At 57.0% G+C, this 21,293-nt stretch carries 19 protein-coding genes; 13 read left to right on the top strand and 6 right to left on the bottom strand.

The features are described from left to right. Positions 1-222 precede the first annotated feature (222 nt). From BM323_RS08200 to BM323_RS08250, 11 genes are all read left to right on the top strand, one after another. Entirely contained in the window at positions 223-1,182 is a 960-nt protein-coding gene (locus BM323_RS08200) for a LysR family transcriptional regulator (RefSeq protein WP_175501693.1), read from the top strand. A gap of 296 nt (positions 1,183-1,478) precedes the next feature. Continuing rightward, positions 1,479-2,933, top strand: a complete 1,455-nt coding sequence (locus BM323_RS08205; RefSeq protein ID WP_008107148.1) for an NAD(P)-binding domain-containing protein — start codon at positions 1,479-1,481, stop codon at positions 2,931-2,933. Continuing rightward, the gene (locus BM323_RS08210) at positions 2,930-3,412 is read left to right on the top strand and encodes a CMD domain-containing protein (protein ID WP_008107151.1); all 483 of its coding nucleotides are present in this window, start codon (positions 2,930-2,932) and stop codon (positions 3,410-3,412) included. Before BM323_RS08205 ends, BM323_RS08210 begins: the two co-directional genes overlap by 4 nt. Beyond that, positions 3,409-3,975 carry a peroxidase-related enzyme gene (locus BM323_RS08215; RefSeq protein ID WP_008107152.1) on the top strand — a complete coding sequence of 189 codons (567 nt, stop codon included), beginning with the start codon at positions 3,409-3,411 and terminating at the stop codon, positions 3,973-3,975. Before BM323_RS08210 ends, BM323_RS08215 begins: the two co-directional genes overlap by 4 nt. A gap of 10 nt (positions 3,976-3,985) precedes the next feature. Then, positions 3,986-4,723 (top strand): amino acid ABC transporter ATP-binding protein, encoded by a 738-nt coding sequence (locus BM323_RS08220; protein WP_008107154.1) that lies wholly within the window; start codon positions 3,986-3,988, stop codon positions 4,721-4,723. 21 nt (positions 4,724-4,744) lie between these two features. Continuing rightward, the gene (locus BM323_RS08225; protein ID WP_008107157.1) at positions 4,745-5,560 is read left to right on the top strand and encodes a transporter substrate-binding domain-containing protein; all 816 of its coding nucleotides are present in this window, start codon (positions 4,745-4,747) and stop codon (positions 5,558-5,560) included. A 111-nt stretch (positions 5,561-5,671) separates the two neighbouring features. After that, positions 5,672-6,358 (top strand): amino acid ABC transporter permease, encoded by a 687-nt coding sequence (locus BM323_RS08230; protein WP_154155525.1) that lies wholly within the window; start codon positions 5,672-5,674, stop codon positions 6,356-6,358. Between the two features lie 15 nt (positions 6,359-6,373). After that, positions 6,374-7,066, top strand: coding sequence for an amino acid ABC transporter permease (locus tag BM323_RS08235; RefSeq protein WP_008107161.1), 693 nt, complete (start codon positions 6,374-6,376; stop codon positions 7,064-7,066). Positions 7,067-7,194: 128 nt separating this feature from the next. After that, positions 7,195-7,737, top strand: coding sequence for a winged helix-turn-helix transcriptional regulator (locus tag BM323_RS08240; RefSeq protein WP_036649142.1), 543 nt, complete (start codon positions 7,195-7,197; stop codon positions 7,735-7,737). A gap of 36 nt (positions 7,738-7,773) precedes the next feature. Continuing rightward, complete coding sequence (gene fabF, locus BM323_RS08245; RefSeq protein ID WP_008107164.1) at positions 7,774-9,036, top strand: beta-ketoacyl-ACP synthase II; 1,263 nt, start codon at positions 7,774-7,776, stop codon at positions 9,034-9,036. 118 nt (positions 9,037-9,154) lie between these two features. Further along, positions 9,155-9,577 (top strand): MarR family winged helix-turn-helix transcriptional regulator, encoded by a 423-nt coding sequence (locus tag BM323_RS08250; RefSeq protein WP_008107167.1) that lies wholly within the window; start codon positions 9,155-9,157, stop codon positions 9,575-9,577. Here the strand turns inward: BM323_RS08250 and BM323_RS08255 are convergent. The 4 genes from BM323_RS08255 to BM323_RS08270 all read right to left on the bottom strand — a co-directional run bounded on the left by BM323_RS08255 (position 9,560) and on the right by BM323_RS08270 (position 15,269). Next, complete coding sequence (locus BM323_RS08255; RefSeq protein WP_008107168.1) at positions 9,560-9,973, bottom strand: ester cyclase; 414 nt, start codon at positions 9,971-9,973, stop codon at positions 9,560-9,562. The two genes, BM323_RS08250 and BM323_RS08255, sit on opposite strands and share 18 nt — an antisense overlap. A 153-nt stretch (positions 9,974-10,126) precedes the next feature. Then, entirely contained in the window at positions 10,127-11,191 is a 1,065-nt protein-coding gene (gene uxuA, locus BM323_RS08260) for a mannonate dehydratase (RefSeq protein ID WP_008107171.1), read from the bottom strand. 131 nt (positions 11,192-11,322) lie between these two features. Next, entirely contained in the window at positions 11,323-12,027 is a 705-nt protein-coding gene (locus BM323_RS08265) for a response regulator (protein ID WP_008107174.1), read from the bottom strand. Next, on the bottom strand, positions 12,024-15,269 hold the full coding sequence (locus BM323_RS08270) for a transporter substrate-binding domain-containing protein (protein ID WP_008107176.1): 3,246 nt from the start codon (positions 15,267-15,269) through the stop codon (positions 12,024-12,026). Before BM323_RS08270 ends, BM323_RS08265 begins: the two co-directional genes overlap by 4 nt. 379 nt (positions 15,270-15,648) lie before the next feature. Here BM323_RS08270 and BM323_RS08275 point away from each other — a divergent pair, with 379 nt between their 5' ends. Beyond that, positions 15,649-16,596, top strand: coding sequence for a sensor domain-containing diguanylate cyclase (locus BM323_RS08275; protein ID WP_008107179.1), 948 nt, complete (start codon positions 15,649-15,651; stop codon positions 16,594-16,596). Between the two features lie 176 nt (positions 16,597-16,772). Here the strand turns inward: BM323_RS08275 and BM323_RS08280 are convergent, their stop codons facing one another. Further along, positions 16,773-18,641, bottom strand: a complete 1,869-nt coding sequence (locus BM323_RS08280; protein WP_008107181.1) for an amidohydrolase — start codon at positions 18,639-18,641, stop codon at positions 16,773-16,775. 146 nt (positions 18,642-18,787) lie between these two features. On the opposite strand from BM323_RS08280, the gene BM323_RS08285 reads away from it, so the two are divergent. Further along, a complete protein-coding gene (locus BM323_RS08285; protein WP_008107183.1) occupies positions 18,788-19,696 on the top strand; it encodes a LysR family transcriptional regulator in 909 nt (302 codons plus the stop codon). Here the strand turns inward: BM323_RS08285 and BM323_RS08290 are convergent, their stop codons facing one another. Further along, positions 19,697-21,286 (bottom strand): MFS transporter, encoded by a 1,590-nt coding sequence (locus tag BM323_RS08290; protein ID WP_091003651.1) that lies wholly within the window; start codon positions 21,284-21,286, stop codon positions 19,697-19,699. Positions 21,287-21,293 lie beyond the last annotated feature (7 nt).

The following is a 21,293-nucleotide window of genomic DNA, read 5'->3' on the forward strand; positions in this document are numbered from 1 at the left end:
TGGTGACCACCTTTAGCAGCTTGCGCGGACGCGATGGCGCAGCGGTGAGGTGATGTCTGGCAGAAGGGCAATACTGGATATGCTGCGTTTGCTGCATGAGCATCAGGGTGAGGGACAACGCGCACTTTCCCCCTGGTGGCTAATTCCCACGACTCTCTCTATGATGAAATATTTCCCGCGCCAATGTCGGGAACGATCAATGAGTTAGGGAAAAATCGCGCGATGACCATTTTAAACGACCTGGACTTGCGGCAGCTGGAAGCCTTCTCGGCGGTGATCTCTGCCGGTAGCGTCACGGCGGCGGCGAAGGCGCTCAATCGCTCGCAGCCGGCGGTGTCACGTTTGATTCAGGAGCTGGAACAATCGCTGGGTTATCCGCTGTTTATCCGCAACGGGCCGCGTATTCATCCCTCGGAAGAGGCGCTGCAGCTGCATCAATACGTGCAGAAAGCGCTGCTCTCACTGCAGCAGATTCGCCTGCGTGCGCAGGAGATCGCCCATCAGCAACATCGCCCGTTGAGCATTGCCGCCACGCCTGCACTGGCGGCGGGTTTGCTGCCGCAGGCGCTGGCCGCGCTCAATTTGCAGAACAAAGTACAAATCATCAGCGAATCGGCGGTGCAGACGGCGCATGCGGTGATCACAGCCGAAGCCGATCTCGGTTTATGCAGTTTGCCGCTGGAGCATCATGCGGTGGAGCTACACTGGATTGGGCAATCGCAGTGCGTGGTGGCGTTGCCGGAGAGTGACGAGCTGGCGGCGCAATCTCGGTTGTCGTTAAGCAGCTTGGCGGGACGGCGTTTGATTGCGCCGTGGAGCCCGCAGCGGCTGCGCGGACGCTACGAAAAAGCGTTGAAAAAGGTCAAAACGCCGCTGCACGAAACCATCGAAACCAACTCCTCCGCCAATATTCTTGGCTGCGTGCGCGCCGGATTGGGCGTGGCGATTCTCGAACCTGTCACCGGTTGGGGCATGCCGCTGGCCGGTGTGGCGATTCGTCCACTGGAGGAGGATATTCCTTACTACTTTGGCGTGATTACGCCGCAGGGACGGCAAATTTCAACGGCTGCGCAGGCCTTGGTTGAGGCTTTGGCGGGTGCTGCCGCCACTCTGTTGCCGGGTTTTGAGCGTCTGCCCGCCAGTGAACATCCGCGCATTATGCGGCTGATTAATCAGGATTAAAGTTCGTGCGGCCATTAGCAAGGTCGCCATGAATGGCGACCCTACGTATGACCATCAAACCCGCTTATAACATTTCCGGCATAAGATATAAGAAATCCATTGGTCAAAAGCTGAGCGAGAATATTGACTCTGTTTTAGGGCAAGAGGATTATGCGAAGCCTTAGCTCTTACTATGCGTTTTGGTGATTATTACCCATTAACTATGTGTTATCAGGATAATGGAAATGCATAGTCACTAACGCGCTTTAGTGGTTTCGTCCGCATTCTGGCTGCCGCTTATTTCTGGGAAAACGTGTATGACTTATGCCGCCGATGGCCTTGCCGCGCTGGAAGCTCAGCTTCAGCAGGATCTGGAATATCTTGAACTGCCCGCGAAATCCTGGGTGCCCGAGCGCACGCAGGATGGCGCGCCGGTGCGTGATGTGGTGGTGATCGGCGCGGGCATGTGCGGGCTGGCGGCAGTGGCGAAATTGCAGTTCACCGGCATCAGCAATGTGGTGGCGTATGACGCCGCACCCGCCGGGCTGGAAGGTCCGTGGGTGACTTTTGCGCGCATGGAAACGCTGCGTTCACCGAAATCACTGCACGGCCCGGCGCTCGGCATGGCGCAACTGACGTTCCGTGCGTGGTTCACCGCGCAGTGGGGCAAAGAAGCGTGGCAAGAGCTGGATAAAATTCCAAAAGCGCAGTGGATGGATTATCTGATTTGGTATCGCAAGGTACTGAATCTGCCGGTGCGCAACAATGTGCGCATCAACAACATTGCCTTTGCCGATGATCTGATTGCCCTCGATCTCAGCGGTGCCGAAACCGGCCGCATTTACACCCGCCGTTTAGTGCTGGCCACCGGACGTTCTGGCCTTGGCGGTTTCGCCGTGCCGGATTTCTTGCAAGGTATTAGCCGCCAGTTCTGGGCGCACTCCGCCGACGACATTGATTTCTCTGCCCTAAAAGGCAAACGCATTGCGGTGATTGGCGCGGGCGCATCCTCGATGGATAACGCCGCCACCGCGCTGGAACACGGCGCGGGCGCGGTAGATTTGCTGATTCGTCGTAAGCAGATGCCGCGCATCAACAAAATGACCGGCATCGGCAGCCAGGGCGTGGTGCACGGCATGCATCATTTGCCGGACGCGTGGAAGTGGAAGTTTGTCGATTACACCGCCACCACACAAACGCCACCGCCGCGCTCCTCGACGTTGCGCGTGTCGCGTCATGCCAATGCGCGCTTCTTGCTTGATTGCGGCATCAACGCGGTGAAAGAAGAAGCCGATGGCCTGCTAATCGAAACCACGCAAGGCCCGTTCTGCTATGACTTCCTGATTGCTGCGACCGGCTTTAGCAACGATTTCCACGGTCGCCCGGAGTTTGCCGCCATCGCGCCGCATATCCGCAGCTGGCGTGACGGACGCTATCAGCCAGAAATGGGCGCGCCGCGTCCTGGTTTGCTGGAAGCGCCGGATCTCGGCCCCGCTTTTGAATTCCGCGAACTGACGCCAGGCGCATGTCCGCTGTTGGCGCATATTCATTGCTTCAACGATGCGGCGATGCTGACGCACGGCAAAGTCTCCGGCGATATTCCGGCGGTAAGCGCCGGTGCCGAGCGTCTGGTGCGCGGCATTACCGCTTCGTTGTTTGCCGAAGACGTCGAGCAGCATTACGCCAACTTACAGGCTTTTGATACCCCTGAATTGCAGGGCGATGAATGGGTGGATTCCACGCCCTTACTCAACCAGGAGAACGCGCAGTGAGTGACGCAATTGATCGCGCAGTCGGCTTAAACGCTGAAGATGCGCTGTACGGCACGCGCCGCCTGCGCCCGGAATTTGTTGACGGCGCGGAACAGTGCCGCATCTCGGTGCTGGCACCAAACGACGATCAGGGCTTAGCGCCGGATGTGCGTTTTGCGCTGGCGCAGCGTATGGCGCAGCTGAACCATGATGCCGAGCTGCAACAGGATTATCAGACGCAGCTGGCGGCGTTGCAGCCCTCGGATGATTTACTGGCGCTGGCGGCAGGCGCAAGCGATCTGCCAGAACCGCTGGCGACGATTGCGCGCCACGCCGATCTTGTTACCCAGCAGCCAATGAATGCCACCGAGCAGCACATTCGCTTGCTGGAGCAGGCCGGATTGAACAATCCGCAGATTGTGGCGCTCTCCGAGCTGATCGCCTTTGTTAACTTCCAGACGCGCGTCGCGGCCGGATTACGTTTGTTGAGGTCTGCATGATTCCGTCAGTTAATCTCAAGCCACTGCATTGGCACCCGTATATCGCGCCGGTGGAAGTGGAAGACGCCACGCCCGCGCAGCTTGATGCGATGAAAGTGACGCCATCCAACAAGAAAATCTCCGAATATGTGCGCACGTTAGCGCACGATCCCGACAGCTACGTGGCGCGTACCGTGCTGTTCAACGCCATTATGTATGTCGATGGCGGGCTGGATCGTGCGGATCGTGAACTCGGTGCGCTGGGCGCGTCGATCGTCAACGGCTGCAAATATTGCGCGGTTGTACATGCGCGTCGCCATGCGCAGCTGGCGGAGAGTGATGCGGTGGTGAGCGCCATCTACTTTGATCGCGCGGATGTGCTCGGCGAGCGTGATGCGGCGATCTACCGTTTTGCCCGTCGCCTGTCGGTGACGCCGTCAGAAGCCAGCGCCGAAGATATGGCGGCACTGCGCGCGGTCGGCATGAACGATCAGGAGATTATCGATCTGATCCACGCCATCGCCATTTTTGGCTGGGCCAACCGTCTGATGCATGTGCTTGGCCATGCTGACCTGAACAAATAAGGGCTGCTGCATGTTAGAACTCAACGATATTAAGCTCTCTTACGGCAGCACGCCGATCCTGAAAGGTGTCGATCTGTCGGTGAAACGCGGCGATGTGGTCTCGATCATCGGGCCAAGCGGCACCGGTAAAACCACGCTGCTGCGCTGCATTAACTATCTGGCGAAACCGGCGTCGGGCACCATTCAGCTCGATCAGATCCGCATGGATTATCAGTCACCGGATAAAGCGGCGATCCAGGCGATCCGCCTGCGTACCGCGATGGTGTTCCAGCAGTTCAACGTGTTCAAAAACATGACGGTGCTGGAAAACGTGATGGATCCGCTGATCGTCATTCAACGCAAAAGCAAACAGCAAGCGCGCGATATCGCCGTGCAGGAGCTGGAGCGCGTGGGATTGGGCGCCAAGCTGGATCACTATCCGTCGCAGCTTTCCGGCGGCCAGCTGCAGCGTACCGGCATCGCCCGCGCGCTGGCGGTGCGCCCTGATGTGATGCTGTTTGATGAACCAACCTCATCGCTCGATCCGGAGCTGGTGGGCGAGGTGCTGAAAGTGATTAAGGATGTGGCGTCCTCCGGCATTACCTCGCTGTTGGTGACGCACGAAATGCAGTTCGCCAAAAGCATCTCGAACCGCATCGTCTTTATGGATCAGGGCGTGGTGGCCGCGCAGGGCAGCCCGACTGAGATGTTCGAAAATCCAACCCTGCCGCGACTTGCTCAGTTCCTCAATTCAGAACGCGTATTCTAATAATTAAAAGGAATCAACGACATGCCTGCAATCAAAACCACATTACGTCGCCTGGCCGCGCCTGGCATCATCGCACTGACACTGATCAGCGGTAACAGCTTCGCTGACGCGGTGCGCACCATTAAAATCGCTACTGCAGCGGAATCTAAACCGCTGTCGTGGGGCGCGATTGGTCACGAGCCGCAGGGCTACGAGCCGGACGTGCTGAAAGCCATCAACGCCAAACTGCCGCAGTACAAATTCGTGATGGAAGGTGCGGCGGATATCGCCCAGGAAACCGGCCTCGCGACTGGCAAATATGACATGGCAACCGGCGGTTACTACAAAGCGCCAACGCGCAGCAAACAGTTCCTGATCCCGGATGCGCCGATCGGTGCCAGCCTGATGAAGATCTACAGCCGCAGCGATAGCACCATCAACAGCATGAAAGATCTGGTCGGCAAGAACATCGTTCCAGTCACCGCCGGCGGCGGCGTGTACAAATTCGTGACGCAGTGGCAGCAGGAAAACCCGAACGACAAGGTTGAGATCAAAGCCTCGAGCGCTGGCGTGCCTTATCCGGACCGTCTGAAAGAGGTGCAGCGTGGCAAATATGATGCGCTGATCCTGCCTTCGAACCTCGGCGAGCAAACGGTGATCGACAACCAGAAACTGGCAATCAAAGCCAGCGAGCCAGTGGCCATCAACAACACCTACGTGTTGATTCACCGTTCGGCCGAGAACCAGGCGCTGAATGACGACATCAACAAAACGCTGCAACAGCTGAAAGCCGACGGCACGCTGGATAAGCTGGCGCAGAAGTGGTTTGGCGAAGACGTTTCTAAGTATATGAAGTAAGCGATTCACTGTGCTCGATGATGCGTTGGAAAGGGCGGGCCAAACGCCGCCCCTACGACGCATTCACCGGCTCTTTTTTAGCAGGAGTGTTTCACCGTGAATCTGACTTCGATGATTCCCGAGCTGCTCTCGGCGCTGCCGTTGACGCTTGGCATAATGTTTGTCGCGATGATCGTCGGGTTCTTCCTGGCGCTGATCGCCACCGTATTCCGCGTGCGCCGCATCCCGGTCATCAGCCAGTTTGTCGATTTGTACGTCTCGTACGCGCGCAGCGTGCCGGTGGTGCTGCAGCTGTTCGTCGCGTTTTATGGCTTGCCGCTGGTGGCCGAGCAGTTTGGCTTCAGCGATTTTGTCACCGCCAATATCGCGGCGATGATTGGCCTGAGCCTGTATCACGGCGGTTATCTGTCGGAAGTGATGCGCCCGGCGTTTCTCGCCGTGGAGAGCGGCCAGCACGACGCTGCCGATAGCATGGGCTACAGCTTCCGCCAGAAAATGCTGCGCATTGTCGGTCCGCAAGCGGTGCACTATGCGCTGCCGGGCTACGGCAATGCGATTATCTATCTGATTCATAACGTGGCGCTGGTGATGTACATCGGTGCGGCGGATGTGATGGCGACTGCGCATCTGATCATGGAACGCGACTACAACCAATATCAGTTCGGCACTTATCTGGTGCTGGCGGTGCTCTATTCGCTGCTGTGCGGCGTAGCCTGGTTGATTATCCGTTTCTTCGAACAACGTCACGCGAAGTACAGCTCGAAAACCGCTGCACGCGTCAAATTCACCAGCGTCTGATGAGGGAGAGAAACCATGTTTGATCTTGAGGTTTTGCTGCCGGACTTCTGGAGCATTCTCGATGCGGTGCCGGTGACGTTGCTGATGGCGGTGACGGTGTTTATGTGCTCGACGCTGCTCGGCGGGCTGTTTGCCTTTATTGAACATCGCCGCATTCCAGTGCTGCGCCAGTTGGTGATCGCGTACAAGATTGCCTTCAAAGGCGTGCCGATGGTGGTGGTGATTTTCCTCGCCTATTACGGTCTGCCACCGGCGCTGGACTTCGTCGCCACGCTGTTTGGCGTGAAAGTGAATGCGCACTCGCTGCCGAATTGGGTGATCATCATCGTCGCATTGAGTGCCTGCGTCGCGGCATTTCAGGCAGAAGTGTGGAAGGGCGCGCTCAACTCGTTTGATAGCGGACAATCGGATGCGGCGCTGTCGCTCGGTTACAGCGGCGGCCAGCTGTTCCGTCGCGTGATGTTCCCGCAGATTATCGTGGCGGCGATTCCCGATCTGGCCAACGCCTTTATGGTGATCATGAAAGCGCTGTCGCTGGCGTTTGCCATCGAAGTGGTGGATATCTTTGCTCAGGCGCAGCTGACGGCGGCGCTGAATTTCTACTATCTCGAAGCCTTCCTGGTGGCGGTGGTGTTTTACATGGTGATTGCGTATGTGGTCACCAAGATCGCCGATAAGATCGAGGCGAGGTTGCGGGTGCGGACGTAAACTCCTGGTCGCCATAAATGGCGACCCTACGTAAACTGCATTACAAACTTTCATTCTGCAAGTTACTTGCAAAATGAAAGTGACTCTGCAACAGTATCCGACATCACACCGATGTCGGATATCCAACCTTGAAAAACCAACCGCTCTACAACATGCCTTGTCCCATCGCGCGCAGCCTTGGTCGCATTGGCGATGGCTGGAGCATACTGATCATGCGCGATGCGCTGGCCGGTTTTACCCGCTTCGATGAGTTCCAGAAAAGCAGCGGCGTGGCGCCCAACATCTTGTCGCGGCGGCTGAAAGAGCTGGTGGACGATGGCTTGCTGGAGAAGGTGTGTTACAGCACCAGCCCGGCACGCTTCGAATATCACCTGACGGCTGTTGGCCGCGATTTTCGCGGTGTGATTCTGGCGCTGACCGAATGGGGCAGCACCCATTTCTCGCCGGAAGGTCGTCAGATGCAGCTGGTGGAAACCGCCACGCAGCGCCCGGTGAAGATGCAGATGGTCGATAGCGAAAACGGTCAGCCGCTGACGCTGGATAAATATCAGATGGTGCCCGGCCCGGCAGCGGAGCCGATGATGCACTATCGCCATGATTATCTGCAGAAAAAACGCGCTGGAGATAACACCCAGAAATTCGCGCCGCCAGCGCTGCAATCATCATGCTGAGGTGCAACTCAGCACCTGCAGATTAAGGAGTTAAAGATGAAACGAATTGTCATTACCGGCATGGGGCTGGTATCGCCGCTGGGTTGCGGCACGGAAGCGGTTTGGCAGTCGCTGCTGGCGGGAAAATCGGGCATTAGCGCCTTGCCGCCGGAGATGGTGCAGGATATCGCCTGCAAAGTGGCGGGACAGGTGCCGACGCTGGAGCAGGATCCACAGCATGGTTTCAATCCCGACGGCATTATTGCCGCCAAAGATCGCAAGAAGATGGATCGCTTTATCGAGTTCGCGCTGGTGGCGGCGCATGAAGCGCTGACGCAGGCCAACTGGTTCCCACAGGACAGCGCGCAGCAGCAGCGCACCGCCACGGTGATCGCCACCGGCATCGGCGGGTTTAACGAAATCGCCAACGCGGTAGAAACCACTGCCGAGCGTGGGCCGCGTCGTTTGTCGCCGTTTACCATTCCTTCTTTTCTCGCCAATCTGGCGGCCGGACACGTTTCGATTGCGCACGGTTTTTGTGGGCCGATTGGCGCGCCGGTAACGGCTTGTGCGGCGGGTGCGCAGGCGATTGGCGATGCGGCACGAATGATTCGCAGCGGCGAAGCGGATATCGCGCTGTGCGGTGGCACCGAGGCGGCGATCCATCGCGTGAGCCTGGCCGGATTTGCCGCAGCGAAGGCGATGTCAGGCGGTTTTAACGATCGTCCTGAGCAGGCTTCACGTCCGTTTGATCGTGACCGCGACGGCTTTGTAATGGGCGAGGGCGCAGGATTGCTGGTGCTTGAATCGCTGGAACATGCGCAGGCGCGCGGCGCAATACCGCTGGCGGAGCTGGTGGGTTACGGCACCAGCGCCGATGCTTACCATCTCACCGCCGGTCCGGAAAATGGCGAAGGCGCGCGTCGGGCGATGGAAACCGCGCTGGCGCAGGCGGGCATTACCGCGAGCGAGGTGCAGCATATCAATGCGCATGCCACGTCGACGCCGGTTGGTGACAAGGGCGAGTTGGCAGCGATTAGTTCGCTGTTCGCTGGCTGCAAGGTGGCGATCACTTCCACCAAATCGGCCACCGGACATTTGCTCGGTGCGGCAGGCGGCGTGGAAGCGATCTTCTCGATTCTGGCGCTGCGCGACCAGATTGCACCGCCGACGCTCAATCTGCAGCATCCGGATGAAGCGGCAGCCGGGCTGAATTTGGTGGCGCTCAAACCGCAGCCAACGGCGATGACCTATGCGCTCTCCAACGGTTTTGGCTTTGGCGGCGTGAATGCCAGCTTATTGTTTAAAGCCTGGCAATAGGTTTCCTGATGCACGTCAGTTATGCGTAAAACGGTCGTTTGGACAGGTTTTCGTAGGGTGCGCATTCATGCGCACCTTCATATAATACGGCAACGATAGCGCGCAGGAATCGCCCCCTTTGAGCACTGAAATTGCAACCCAGCAGCTGGCGGAAGAGCTCCGTCAGCTGATTAGTCACTTCGTACGCAACGTCCGCGTCAGCACCGCGACCGTGCGCACCTCGCAATATGAAACCCTGGATCTGCTCGATAGCCATGACGTGCTTTCTATCGCCGATCTCGCGCGTCTGCGCGGCGTGAAGCATCAAAGCATGCGTTTAGTGATCAACGAGTTGGAGGCGCAAGGTTTGGTGCTGCGGCAAAAAAGCGCGCATGACGCGCGGGCGCAGGTGATCGTGTTGAGCGATCAGGCACGCGCTGCGCTGGCCGACGCACGTGAACAGCGCGCAGCGTGGATTGCGGCGCGCATCGATGCAACGCTCGGGCAGCAGGATCGCGACGATCTGCAAAAAGGCTTGAGTGCGTTACGCAAACTGCTTTAGCTGCGTCATCACCGCCGCCAGCGTGTTCATGCCCCAATGCTCTGCGTATTTTCCCTGTTCAATCCGCACCATATCAATTACCGCAATGGTTACAGGTAAACCGGTGGGTGCGATGCCCATCAGCGATCCGCTGTGAACGCCGGTTATCGTTTTGCGCGTGGTGACCCAATCGCGCTCGGCGATTTGATCTTCGATATGCACCTGCAGATCGGAGAAAGCGGGGCGCAGGATCTGATCGAAAGTGTGCCAGAGACTTTCGCGATCGCTGGGTGCGCCCGCTGGCGCTGAGCGGTTAATGAAGTTTTCGGCGACGAGTTGATCGAAAGCCTGGCGATCGCCTTCGGCAATCACCTGCTGGTTGAAGCGACGCACAACGGCTTTGTTTAGTTCTGACATGGGGAAGTCTCCGCTGAATATATACAGTTTAACTGTATATATTTAACGGCAAGTTGGAAGGGGGAGTTTGATAGCTTGTGCGGTGTGTTTGGTTGGGAAGGTCGCCATGAATGGCGACCCTACGATGGCGCAAATGTGCGCACCGCGTAAAACTCAGCGCTTACCCAGCGCTTCCCACAATCCCAGCAGATAGGTGGTGCCCAGCGCGCGGTCGTACAAGCCGTAGCCCGGACGGCCAGTTTCGCCCCAGATAAAGCGGCCGTGATCCGAACGGATATAGCCATCGAAGCCGTTGTCATGCATCGACTGCAGCACTTTATACATATCCAGCGAACCGTATTCCGTTGGGTGCGCGCACTCGTAGAAATCTTTATCCTGAATAATCTTGATGTTACGCACATGGGCAAATGGAATGCGTTTGCGGCGCGAGAATTCAGCCAGAATAGCGTACACATCATTACTCGGATCTTCGGCAATCGATCCGGTACACAGCGTGATGCCGTTGGCCTCAGAATCGACCACGTTACAGATCCAGTCGAGATCGTCGCGGTTCTTCACCACGCGCGGCAGGCCGAAGATCGAATACGGTGGATCGTCCGGGTGGATCGCCATCTTCACGCCCACTTCTTCACATACCGGAATCACCGCTTTCAGGAAGTAGGCGAGGTTTTCGCGCAGTTTCGCGTCATCCACATCTTTGTATTGAGCAAACAGATCCTGCACTTTTGCCAGACGTTCCGGTTCCCAGCCCGGCAGGGCGAAACCGTTGGAGTTGCCCAGCACTTCCTGCACCACCTCGTCGAGGCTCTTATCGATGCCTTTCTTCTCGAACGCCATGGTGAGCGAGCCGTCTGGCAGCACGTAGTTCATGTCGGTCTTCATCCAGTCGAACACCGGCATGAAGTTGTAGCAAATCACCTTCACGCCAACCTCGGCCAGGTTGCGGATGCTCTGCTTATAATTTTCGATATATTGATCGCGGCTCGGCAGACCGATTTTGATGTCGTCGTGAATGTTGACGCTTTCGATCACTTCCACGGTGAGCCCGGCGGCATGCACCTGCTCAACCAGCGCGTTAATCTTCTCTTTCGGCCAGGTTTCGCCCACCGGCACGTCATACAGCGCGCCCACTACGCCGCGCACGCCCGGCACCTGACGAATATATTCCAGCGAAACTTTATCTTCTTTCGGACCAAACCAACGCATTGTCAGTTGCATAATGTCATCCACCGTTATCGTGTCTGTGATAACTGATAAACTACCATTCTAGTAAACATCATGACAGCACGGTGCGTTCAATAAGCCTTGATCCGCGTCACAGAACACAATTTATCTGCATTAAGCGAGGCTCAAAGATGCACGGCCAGATCGCTGAAATGCTCTTTGTATTTGAAGAGTTCCAGATCGGATCGCAGCCCCAGTTTGCGCAACGCGGTCTGCTTTTGCCCGCTGATGGTTTTGCGACTGCGCGCGTATTTACCGGCGATTTGCGTGACGCTTAAGCCGTCAAGATAGCAGCGGATCACTTCCAGCTCGCGCGGGCTTAGCTCACGTAGCAGCAATGCAATGTCATCGCCGAGCTCGCGCGGCAGCAGGTAATCATGCATTTCCCGGTCGCTTTCCTGAAACTTGTCCATCTCCAGCAACATGTCGCGGGTGAGAAAACGCTTGTTACGGCAAACCTGGTGCAAGGCGGCAATCAGCACTTCCTGATCTTCGCTTTTACCCACAAAGCCATGTACACCTGCTTTCAACAGCAACTGGACTATCGCGGGTTTTTCCACCGCTGAGGAAACCAAAATTTTCATCTCCGGATAACGCACGCGCAGCTGTTTTACCATCTGCAGGCCATCGAGTTCCTCCTCGCCAAGCATGTAGTCCAACACCAGGACATCTACTGAGTGACGCTGTAAAAAAGCCATCAACTGCTGACGCTGAGAGAAAGCACCCGCCAGATCCAGCAGCGCTTCCTGCGCCAGTCGGTACTGAATAGCTTTGCCGATTAGTGGATGATCATCTAATACGGCAACCTGCCAGATTGCATCTTGTTTCATGGTTTCACCTCATTATTGGGATTCTTTTTCAGTGCGTGATGGAAGAGCGCTTCCAGTTCTGCAACTGCGGTGGTAACTGCGGGTATCAGTTGTTGCAAAAACACACTCTCTCGTTGCTCTGCTGCCTGTTCGGCGGCGAGGCAACTTTGTTGCAGACTTTCAGCTCGCAGCAATTTGGCGCTGCCGAGTAATTGATGAGCGGCGTGGCGTGCACCCGCGAAATCCTCTGCCAGAGCGGCTTGCTGCAGTTGGGCAAGGTCGCGCGCATTTTGTTGCTGTGCGGTGGTGACCAGATCGCACCAGGCTTGCGGATCGTTGGCTGCCAGGTTTTCCAAAGTGAGCAGGGTTTCATTGCGTGTGCTGCTGGCGATATTGCCAGTGACCACCCGCAGCAGTTGCGTGCGCTCCAGCGGTTTAAACAGGCAATCATCCATGCCAGCCTGCGTCGCGAGTTGTGCTACGCGCTCTTCGGCCATCGCCGTCAGGCCATAAATCGGTACCGCACGCCGGTTTAGTAGCTTCTCCTCAATACGTAACTGGCGGGTAAATTCAAAGCCATCCATGCCGGGCATATTGCAGTCGGTGATGACGCGATCAACTTCGTGTTCGCGCCACAATGCCAGCGCCTCTTCACCGCCTTCCGCCACCAGCACATGATGTCCGGCGTAACGTAGTTGCTGCGCCAGCAGCAGGCGATTAGTGGCGTTGTCATCGACAATTAGCATTCTGAGTGACACCTGCGGAACTTCTTCCACCGGCTCAACTTCTGCGTCGGTCAACGTCGCAGGCTGGGCGGTAAAGCGCAGCATGAACACGCTTCCTACATTCGGTTCACTCTCTACATGCAACTCGGTGCCCAGCATCACCGCCAGACGACGGCAAATGTTGAGGCCAAGGCCGGTACCACTGACGCGATTAGTGCCCTGATCAACCTGAATAAAGGGTTCGAAAATGGCTTTTTGTTGCTCGGGTGTCAGGCCAACGCCGCTGTCACACACTTCCAGTACGTATTCGGGTTTGCTGACTTCGGCCTGATACAACGCCACTTCAACTTCGCCATGCGTAGTGAACTTGATGGCATTACTGACCAGATTCGCCAGGATTTGCTTCAACGCAACGGGATCAAACAGCACTGCATCTTGATCGATATCCAGCATTACATTCAGCGCCAGCCCTTTGTTATGGGCTACCTGGCGAAAGAGCGCTTCGGTATCGTGCACCACATCGCTTAGCGACATCGGCAGAAGACGAATGCTGAAATGGCCGGATTCGATTTTCGCCAGGTCGAGTATGTCGCCCACCAGTGACAGCAGCGAACGTGAAGATTGCCACGCCAAATCGATATTTTTCTGTCGTTGCTGGGGATCGCTTTGGCCTAAATGCTCAATCTCTAGCAAGCCAATCAGCGCTGCGAGCGGGGTGCGAATTTCGTGACTCATATGTGAGAGAAACGTGCTTTTGGCCTCGCTAGAGCGCAACGCAGCCCGTTTGGCCTTATGGACATCATCCAGCAGGGTTTCGATGTAGTGCAGTTGGCCACTCATTTCTCGCTCATGCTGGCGTTGCTTCGCCAGCGAAGACTTCAGCAGATGGTTGCGGCACAGGAAAAACAGCAGGCAGACGCCAGCCACGGCAACGATGCGCAGCACGTAGCTGCGATAGCTCTGCCATGAAGTGCTGGTGGCCGGTGGCGTATATTTGATCCAACGCTCCATCAGAGATTGCATTGTAGGTTGGGGAATATCCGACAATGCTTTATTCAGGATTGAGATGAGGTGTTCATCCGCCGCATTGGCGGCCATCGCCATGCGAAACATCGGCAACGGCGCGACAAACGCCACTCTGAAGCGGTCATTGAAGTGGTTATTAAGCAAATATTGCGCGGATTCATAAGGCACGATAAAGCCGTCAACCTGCTTATCCTGTAGCTGCCCGAGTGAATCGATTGAAACGGCATTTTCACTAAAATCGATGGCAGGCCAGCGCTGACGCAGATCAAAACGATAATAGGAGCGCTCATAAATACCGATGCGTTTACCTGCCATCTCATCAAAGCTGCGCCATTTGCTGTCGCTGCGTGTCATCACTACCCAGGGCGAATAGATATAGGTGCGCGTATAGCGGATGTGATCGCTTTGCTGGGAAGCGGCATCGCTCACAACGATCAGAGAATCGCGTTGGTTAACCAGCGCATCGCGCATGGAGCTCAAACCTTGCATCGGTTGGTAACGAAAGCGGATACCGGTGCGCTGTGAGATGAGTTTCAGTAACTCCACGCTCAGCCCGGCGATGCGCTGCTTGCCATCCAGAAAGGTGAAAGGCAGATGTGTCGGATCATAATTCACCGTGATGTCCCGGTGCTGCGCCAGCCAGCGCGTCTCGGCTTCGCTTAGATCCAGCGGATGGTTTTTCACCACAGACTGATAATCCAGTCCCCATGCTTCCGCGATCTGTACTGCGTTACGCAGCGGAATATTGGTCAGAATCTCATTAATCGCGGCGATCAATGGCGCATTGTTGGCGCGTGTGGCAAAGCGAGCATCAACGTCGTTCATGTAAGGCGTGCTATGACCTTCAATAATGTTCTGCAGACCGCGCTGTGACAAATAACGTTGTGTAGCAGAGTTGCTCCAGAACACGGTGTCTTCATTTAAGGCTGTATCGGTATATGCCCAGAGTGGAGGCGACGCGGGAGCTAAGCTCGCATTGGGGTAACGTTTATGCAGCAGATCTCGCAACTCATCATCGCCGTAGTACATCAGGCGATAGCGGCTGTCTTTTAATTCGCGATCAAATTTTGCCTGACGACGGCTGATCAACACACTTTGCGCCAGTGAATACGGAATGCTGAGCGCCAGTTTCGTCTCGTGATTGGCGGCCTGCGGATAATAGGGAATCAGATCGACTTGCTTGTTATTGAGCGCATCAACCAACTCCAGCCGAGTCTTATAGCGTTTGATTTCCACTGGCAGGTTAAGCGTTTTGGCGACGATGGCGAGGTAATCGGCGGATAGCCCCTCAAACGCATTCTTTTCAAATTCCACCGAATAAGGCGGTAATGTATGGCTCCAGACGCCCACGCGTAATACCGCATGGCGCGCCAGCCAGCGCTGGCTTTCAGGATTGAGGGTGACTTCCGGAGAAATCAATCCGTAACGTGGCGTGAAGTTGAGTGTGGAAGCACCCCAGGCAGAGAAGCACCAGCCCAACAGGAAAATCATGCTCAGAATGCGTTTGCCCACGAATCAACTCTCAACCATCTATGTCAGCGTTCTGCACCGCCAGCGTGGCCGCGCAACCTTCTGACGGTGTGTTAGCTGCGTCAGGTTTCATCACATAGCGGCACGCAACTCTGCAGGAATTAAATGCCAGTTAAGAAATATCTGAAAAATGGTGCGCGGATAACAATAGCTGAGTTGAGATGTTTAAGCAGATGAATAACGTAGTGTTTATTAAAGGCTGGCACTTAAGTAAGTTTAGTCAGCTGTTTTCACTGGAAACTTTCGACGTAACTCCTGAAGTTTCTCCAATTTACCGCTGCTAATCGGCTTTTCATTTGTTTTATTTACAGAAACTTCCTGGCAGGCAAAATAGCGCTTATTTCCTCTCCATCAGCCGACCATGTCAGAAGAAGCGCTACGTCAGCAGATTCAGAACCTGAAAAAGCATAATGCGCGATTAAAGCGTATAGCGCATGACGCGCGTAATAAGCTGAGTGCAGCGCTGGATGGAACCGGTTTATGTTTGTGGCAGCTGGATATTCCCAGCGGCAAACTGGTGATTTTTAACCGCCGCTGGGGCGCGATGCTGGGCTTTCAGCCGAAAGAGACCAAAGCCCAGTTTGATGTGTGGCGCGATCGCCTGCATCCGGATGACGCCGACGAAGTGCTGAAAGCCTTTTACGATCATATAGAAGGGCGCGCGCCTTACTACGAAGCGCTGCACCGCATGCTGGGCAAGAACGACAACATCAAATGGGTGCTGGATCGCGGACGCGTCACCGAATGGGATGAAGCGGGCAATCCGATTAAAGTCACCGGCACGCATATCGATATGACCAAAGAGAAGCAGTATGAAGCGCAACTCTCATCGCTGGCGCATCACGATCCGCTTACCGGACTGACCAACCGCCATGCGCTGCACACGCAGTTCAGCAAGATGAAAGCGCAGGGACCGCTGTGTGTGGCGTTTATCGATCTTGATAACTTCAAACACGTTAACGATACGCTGGGACATCGCAGCGGTGATGAGGTGTTGATTCAGCTGAGTCAGCGCATTACCGATGTGTTGCCACCAAACGTGGTAATTGGCCGACTTGGCGGCGATGAGTTTGTGCTGCTGATGCCGTTCCTGATCGACTATCCGAAAGTACGCATTTTGCTGCAGGCGGTGCTGGATGCTGCGCTGACGCCGTTTGATATTGATAACGGTCACGCGCAGATTGGTGCATCGATTGGTATCGCCCAGGTGCAGGAGCGTGACAGCTTCGATGAGGCGCTGACGCGCGCCGATGAGGCGATGTATCAGATCAAGAAGAACGGTAAGCAGGGTTTTGGGTTGGCGGGTTGAACCCTCACCCTAACCCTCTCCCGCAGGCGGGAGAGGGGACCGATCGAGCGAATATTTGGATCGAGCTAGCATGTGGCAGCGTTTCCCTCTCCCCGGACCGTCCGAGCTAACATGTGGCAGCGTTTCCCTCTCCCGGTGGGAGAGGGCCAGGGTGAGGGCATCAAAGCGCAGAGGACTCAAAACGCAAAACACGAGCAGCCCAGCGCACCCCAGAACGCATTATTATCCGACACCGGCACCGATGACTGGCGCGCCACATCGTGCGAGTGACTGTGCACGCCGCACGGTCCGCTGCACTGGTGCACTTTCGGCATCATGGCGGCGCGACCATTGGCCTGCGGCGGTGCGCTGCGATAGTGGCCTGGCACCGTCACTACTGGCGACCATTCAGGCAGCACCGGCACGGGCGGCGGTGACAGCGGCGTAAATCCGCCTGCGGCATACACCACTTCGCCATCCACCAGCGTCAGCACCGACTCAATCCCTTTGATCTCCTCTTCCGGCACGCTGAAGAAATCTTTCGACAGCAGCACCAGATCCGCCAGCTGACCGACCTTAATCTCGCCTTTAGCGCTTTGCTCATTCGAGAACCAGGCGCTGCCTTTGGTCCACAGCATCAACGCGGTTTCGCGGTCAATACGCGCATTGTCATCGTAAAGCTGCATGCCGCCGACGGTGCGCCCGGAGACCAACCAGTAGAGCGCGGTCCACGGGTTGTAGCTGGCAACGCGGGTGGCATCGGTGCCCAATCCCACCGGCACGCCGGCTTCCAGCATGCGCGCTACCGGCGGCGTCTGTTTAGCGGCTTCTTTGCCGTAGCGATCAACAAAATATTCGCCCTGAAACGCCATACGATGCTGCACCGCCAATCCGCCGCCCAGCGCTTTAACCCGCTCGATATTGGCTTCGGTGATGGTTTCTGCGTGGTCGAAGAACCAGTGCAAGCCGTTGAACGGAATGTCGCGGTTCACTTTTTCGAACACGTCGAGCATGCGGCTGATCGATTCGTTGTACGTGGCATGCAGGCGGAACGGCCAGCGATGCTCTACCAGATGTCGCACCACGCGCTCCAGCTCATCTTCCATGCCCGGCGCGAGATCGGGGCGCGGTTCGAGGAAGTCTTCAAAGTCTGCCGCTGAGAACACCAGCATTTCGCCCGCGCCGTTGTGGCGCAGGAAATCGGTGCCCTGACCGGGTTTCAGCATATCGGTCCACTTCTCAAAGTCCTGCAGTTCGTGGCCGGGATTCTGGGTAAACAGGTTGTAGGCGATGCGCACCGTCAGCTGCTTTTTGGCATGCAGTTCGGAAATCACATCGTAATCATCTGGAAAGTTTTGGAAACCGCCGCCCGCGTCAATGGCGCTGGTCAGGCCGAGGCGATTGAGCTCACGCATAAACTGACGCGTGGAGTTAACCTGCTGTTCCAGCGGTAATTTTGGCCCTTTCGCCAGCGTGGCGTACAGCAGCATGGCGTTGGGACGGGCGATTAGCATGCCGGTAGGATTGCCATTGCTGTCGCGCTGGATCTCGCCGCCCGGCGGGTTCGGTGTGTCTTTGGTATAGCCGACCACGCGCAGCGCCGCACGGTTGAGCAGGGCGCGATCGTAGAGATGCAGGATAAATACCGGCGTGTCCGGCGCGGCGGCGTTGATCTCATCCAGCGTCGGCATGCGGCGTTCGGCAAACTGGAACTCACTCCAGCCGCCGACTACGCGCACCCATTGCGGCGACGGCGTACGCAGCGCCTGATCGCGCAGCATGCGCAGCGCATCCACCAGCGACGGTACACCTTCCCAGCGCAACTCAAGGTTGTAATTCAGCCCGCCGCGAATCAGATGCAGGTGCGAATCATTGAGGCCGGGAATGCCGGTATGGCCTTTGGCGTCAATAATCTGCGTGTCATTGCCGGCGAAGCGCATTACCTCGGCTTCGCTGCCCACGGCAAGAAATTTGCCGTCTTTAATCGCCACGGCGCTTGCCAGCAGATTAGTGCGATCGACGGTGTGAAACTTGCCGTTAGTAAAAATCAGTGAGGCCGTTGTCATCATCATTCTCCAAAAGATTTCGCGTTGCGGGCTGAGTCAGTGTTAAAGCGCTTGCTTCGTTGGTTAAAAAAATACGAAATGAGAGCGTTTATTGATAACGGATTGTTTTGGGGTTGTTGTTCAACAATTTTTGGGGAGGATTGGCCATGCGTTTAAACCTTGAGGCGCTGTTGATTTTGGACGCACTGGATCGCCACGGCACCTTTGCTGCCGCAGCGGCGCGGCTGTTCAAAACCGCGTCTGCATTGAGCTACACCGTGCAGAAAATGGAGAGCGATCTCAAAATCACGCTGCTCGATCGTTCCGGCCATCGCGCCACCTTTACGCCCACCGGCCGCCTGATGCTGGAGAAAGGGCGCACGCTGCTGCGCGCGGTGAATGAGCTGGAACAGCAGGCGCGCTACGTGGAGAGCGGTTGGGAGAGCCAGCTGGTAATAAGCGTAGATGCATCGGTGCCGTTTAGCATTTTGACGCCGCTGATCGATGAGTTTTATCAGGAGCATCCGCACACCCAGCTGCAATTCCGCCAGGATGTCCTTTCCGGCTGCTGGGAAGCGCTCAACTACGGCGAAGCGGACATTGTCTTTGGCGCGGTGCAGGAACCCGCCACGCGCAAAGAGATTGTCTGCCAGCCGCTGGGTTGGCTCGAGTATGTGTTTGCCGTCGCGCCTAATCATCCGCTCGCCACCGCGCCGGAACCGCTGCCGCGCGAGCAGATCCGCCAGTATCGCGCCGTTACGGTGCATGACTCTTCGCGCCACGGCACGGGCATTGATTTACGTGTGCTGGATGAGCAGAAAACCCTGAGCGTGCATGATTTCCCTACCAAACTGCAGGCACAGCTGGATGGCCTTGGCTGCGGCTATCTGCCGCTTTATCTGGCGCGTCCACATCTGGCAAGCGGGGCGTTGGTGGCGCGTCAGCTGGATAGCGAATGCCGCCGCGATATGGCGTATCTGGCGTGGAACGAAAGCGCCTGCGGTAATGCGGCAACCTGGTGGCGCGAGCGCTTACTCACGCTGCCAGGTTTGCGCGATGTCTATCTGCCGGCTTAATCAGATGGCGATATGGTGGCTGACCAACGGCGCTTCCTCGCCCTGATGGTATTGCAGCACCGTCTGCTGTAACTCGGCATCAGCGTGGGAAACGCGCTGGTGCTGGCGTAAATGCTCCTGCCACGACTCAACCAAAAACCACTCCAGCAACGCGTTGGGATCGTCGGTTTGCGCCATCAATCCCCATGAATACGCGCCGTCGCGACGACGTGCATGCGCCAGCTTGTGGATCGCCTGTTTGAAGGCAGCGCGATCTTCCGGCAGCACGCGATAGCGGATCTGAATCAACACCGGCCCGCGACGCACATCGGTATCGGCATCCAGCTGCGGTTCCGCCCAGTGCAGCGACGGTTGCAGGTCGGCTTCACCGGCGGGCAACACCAGACGCTTCAGTAGCAGCGCGCTAATAATCAATCCCGCTCCGGCAATCAGTAGCGTATTGCCGAGTCCCGCATGCTGCGCAATCAGGCCCCACGCCAAACTGCCGCCCGCCAGCGTGCCGTTGAACACCATCAAATAGACCGCTAATCCGCGACCGCGCACCCAATCCGGCAGCACCGCCTGCGCCACGCCGTTTAAAGTGGTTAGCGCGATGATCCAGCCGACGCCCAGCACCAGCATCAATAGCAGCGCCAGCCACTGCGGCGGACTGAACGCCAGCGCCAGCATCACCAGCGCACTCAGCAGCGCCGAGAGCAGCAGCAAGCCATCGTTACTCAGCACGCTGCGCAGGCGCGGCAGCATTAGCGCACCGGCAATCGCACCGCCGCCGACCGCACCGAGCAGCAGGCCGTAGAAGCCTGCAGTGCCGTGCAGCATGTTGCGCGCCACCAGCGGCAGCAGCGCCCAAATAGCGCTGGCAAAAGCGAAGTAGAGCGCGGCACGCAGCAGCACGCGATGCAGATCGTGGCTGGCCCGCACATAGCGTAGCCCGGCACGAAACGCGCCAAAGAAGTGTTCATTCAGTTCGGTTTTGGCTTTCGCTGGGCGCTTCCACAACAGCAGCGCGGCGATGACGAAAAAGTAGCTCGCCACATCGGCGCCATAAGCCGCCATCGCTCCCAGACTGGCCAGCAGCAAACCGCCGGTCGCCGGACCAATAGCGCGCGCGATATTGATGCCGAGTGAGTTGAGCGCCACGGCATTTTTCAACTCATGACGCGGCACCAGCTCCGGCACAATCGCCTGCCAGGCGGGGCCAAACAGCGCTGCGCCAATGCCGCCGACGAAGGTCAGGCCGATCAACCATTCCACGGTGAGCCAGTTATTGTGCGATAGCAGCAGCAAGGTACCGCTGACGCTGGCCATGAGTATTTGCACTACAATCAGCAGGCGGCGGCGATCGACGATATCCGATAGCACGCCAGCCGGCAGCGCCAGCAGGAACACCGGCAAGGTGGCGGCGGTTTGCATCAGCGCCACCGCCGTGGGGTTATCGGAGAGTCCGGTCACCAGCCAGGCGCTGGCGACATCGCGGATAAAGCTGCCGGTGTTGCCGAGCACTGAAGCGGTCCAGATCAGGGCAAACAGCCCGTAACCAAAGGGTGAGAAAGCGCTGCTGCGCGACGTAGCGGAAGTGGGCTGGCTCATCATCATG

Source organism: Pantoea sp. YR525, from assembly GCF_900116775.1.
In the GTDB taxonomy this organism is placed as follows: Bacteria; Pseudomonadota; Gammaproteobacteria; order Enterobacterales; family Enterobacteriaceae; genus Pantoea; species Pantoea symbiotica.

What these genes read in the sequence shown, in the direction of transcription:
- BM323_RS08200 (WP_175501693.1), top strand. Translation starts at nt 223, where the DNA reads ATGACCATTTTAAACGACCTGGACTTGCGGCAGCTGGAAGCCTTCTCG.
- BM323_RS08205 (WP_008107148.1), top strand. Translation starts at nt 1,479, where the DNA reads ATGACTTATGCCGCCGATGGCCTTGCCGCGCTGGAAGCTCAGCTTCAG.
- BM323_RS08215 (WP_008107152.1), top strand. Translation starts at nt 3,409, where the DNA reads ATGATTCCGTCAGTTAATCTCAAGCCACTGCATTGGCACCCGTATATC.
- BM323_RS08220 (WP_008107154.1), top strand. Translation starts at nt 3,986, where the DNA reads ATGTTAGAACTCAACGATATTAAGCTCTCTTACGGCAGCACGCCGATC.
- BM323_RS08225 (WP_008107157.1), top strand. Translation starts at nt 4,745, where the DNA reads ATGCCTGCAATCAAAACCACATTACGTCGCCTGGCCGCGCCTGGCATC.
- BM323_RS08230 (WP_154155525.1), top strand. Translation starts at nt 5,672, where the DNA reads ATGATTCCCGAGCTGCTCTCGGCGCTGCCGTTGACGCTTGGCATAATG.
- BM323_RS08235 (WP_008107161.1), top strand. Translation starts at nt 6,374, where the DNA reads ATGTTTGATCTTGAGGTTTTGCTGCCGGACTTCTGGAGCATTCTCGAT.
- fabF (WP_008107164.1), top strand. Translation starts at nt 7,774, where the DNA reads ATGAAACGAATTGTCATTACCGGCATGGGGCTGGTATCGCCGCTGGGT.
- BM323_RS08255 (WP_008107168.1), bottom strand. Translation starts at nt 9,973, where the DNA reads ATGTCAGAACTAAACAAAGCCGTTGTGCGTCGCTTCAACCAGCAGGTG.
- uxuA (WP_008107171.1), bottom strand. Translation starts at nt 11,191, where the DNA reads ATGCAACTGACAATGCGTTGGTTTGGTCCGAAAGAAGATAAAGTTTCG.
- BM323_RS08265 (WP_008107174.1), bottom strand. Translation starts at nt 12,027, where the DNA reads ATGAAACAAGATGCAATCTGGCAGGTTGCCGTATTAGATGATCATCCA.
- BM323_RS08275 (WP_008107179.1), top strand. Translation starts at nt 15,649, where the DNA reads ATGTCAGAAGAAGCGCTACGTCAGCAGATTCAGAACCTGAAAAAGCAT.
- BM323_RS08280 (WP_008107181.1), bottom strand. Translation starts at nt 18,641, where the DNA reads ATGACAACGGCCTCACTGATTTTTACTAACGGCAAGTTTCACACCGTC.
- BM323_RS08285 (WP_008107183.1), top strand. Translation starts at nt 18,788, where the DNA reads ATGCGTTTAAACCTTGAGGCGCTGTTGATTTTGGACGCACTGGATCGC.
- BM323_RS08290 (WP_091003651.1), bottom strand. Translation starts at nt 21,286, where the DNA reads ATGAGCCAGCCCACTTCCGCTACGTCGCGCAGCAGCGCTTTCTCACCC.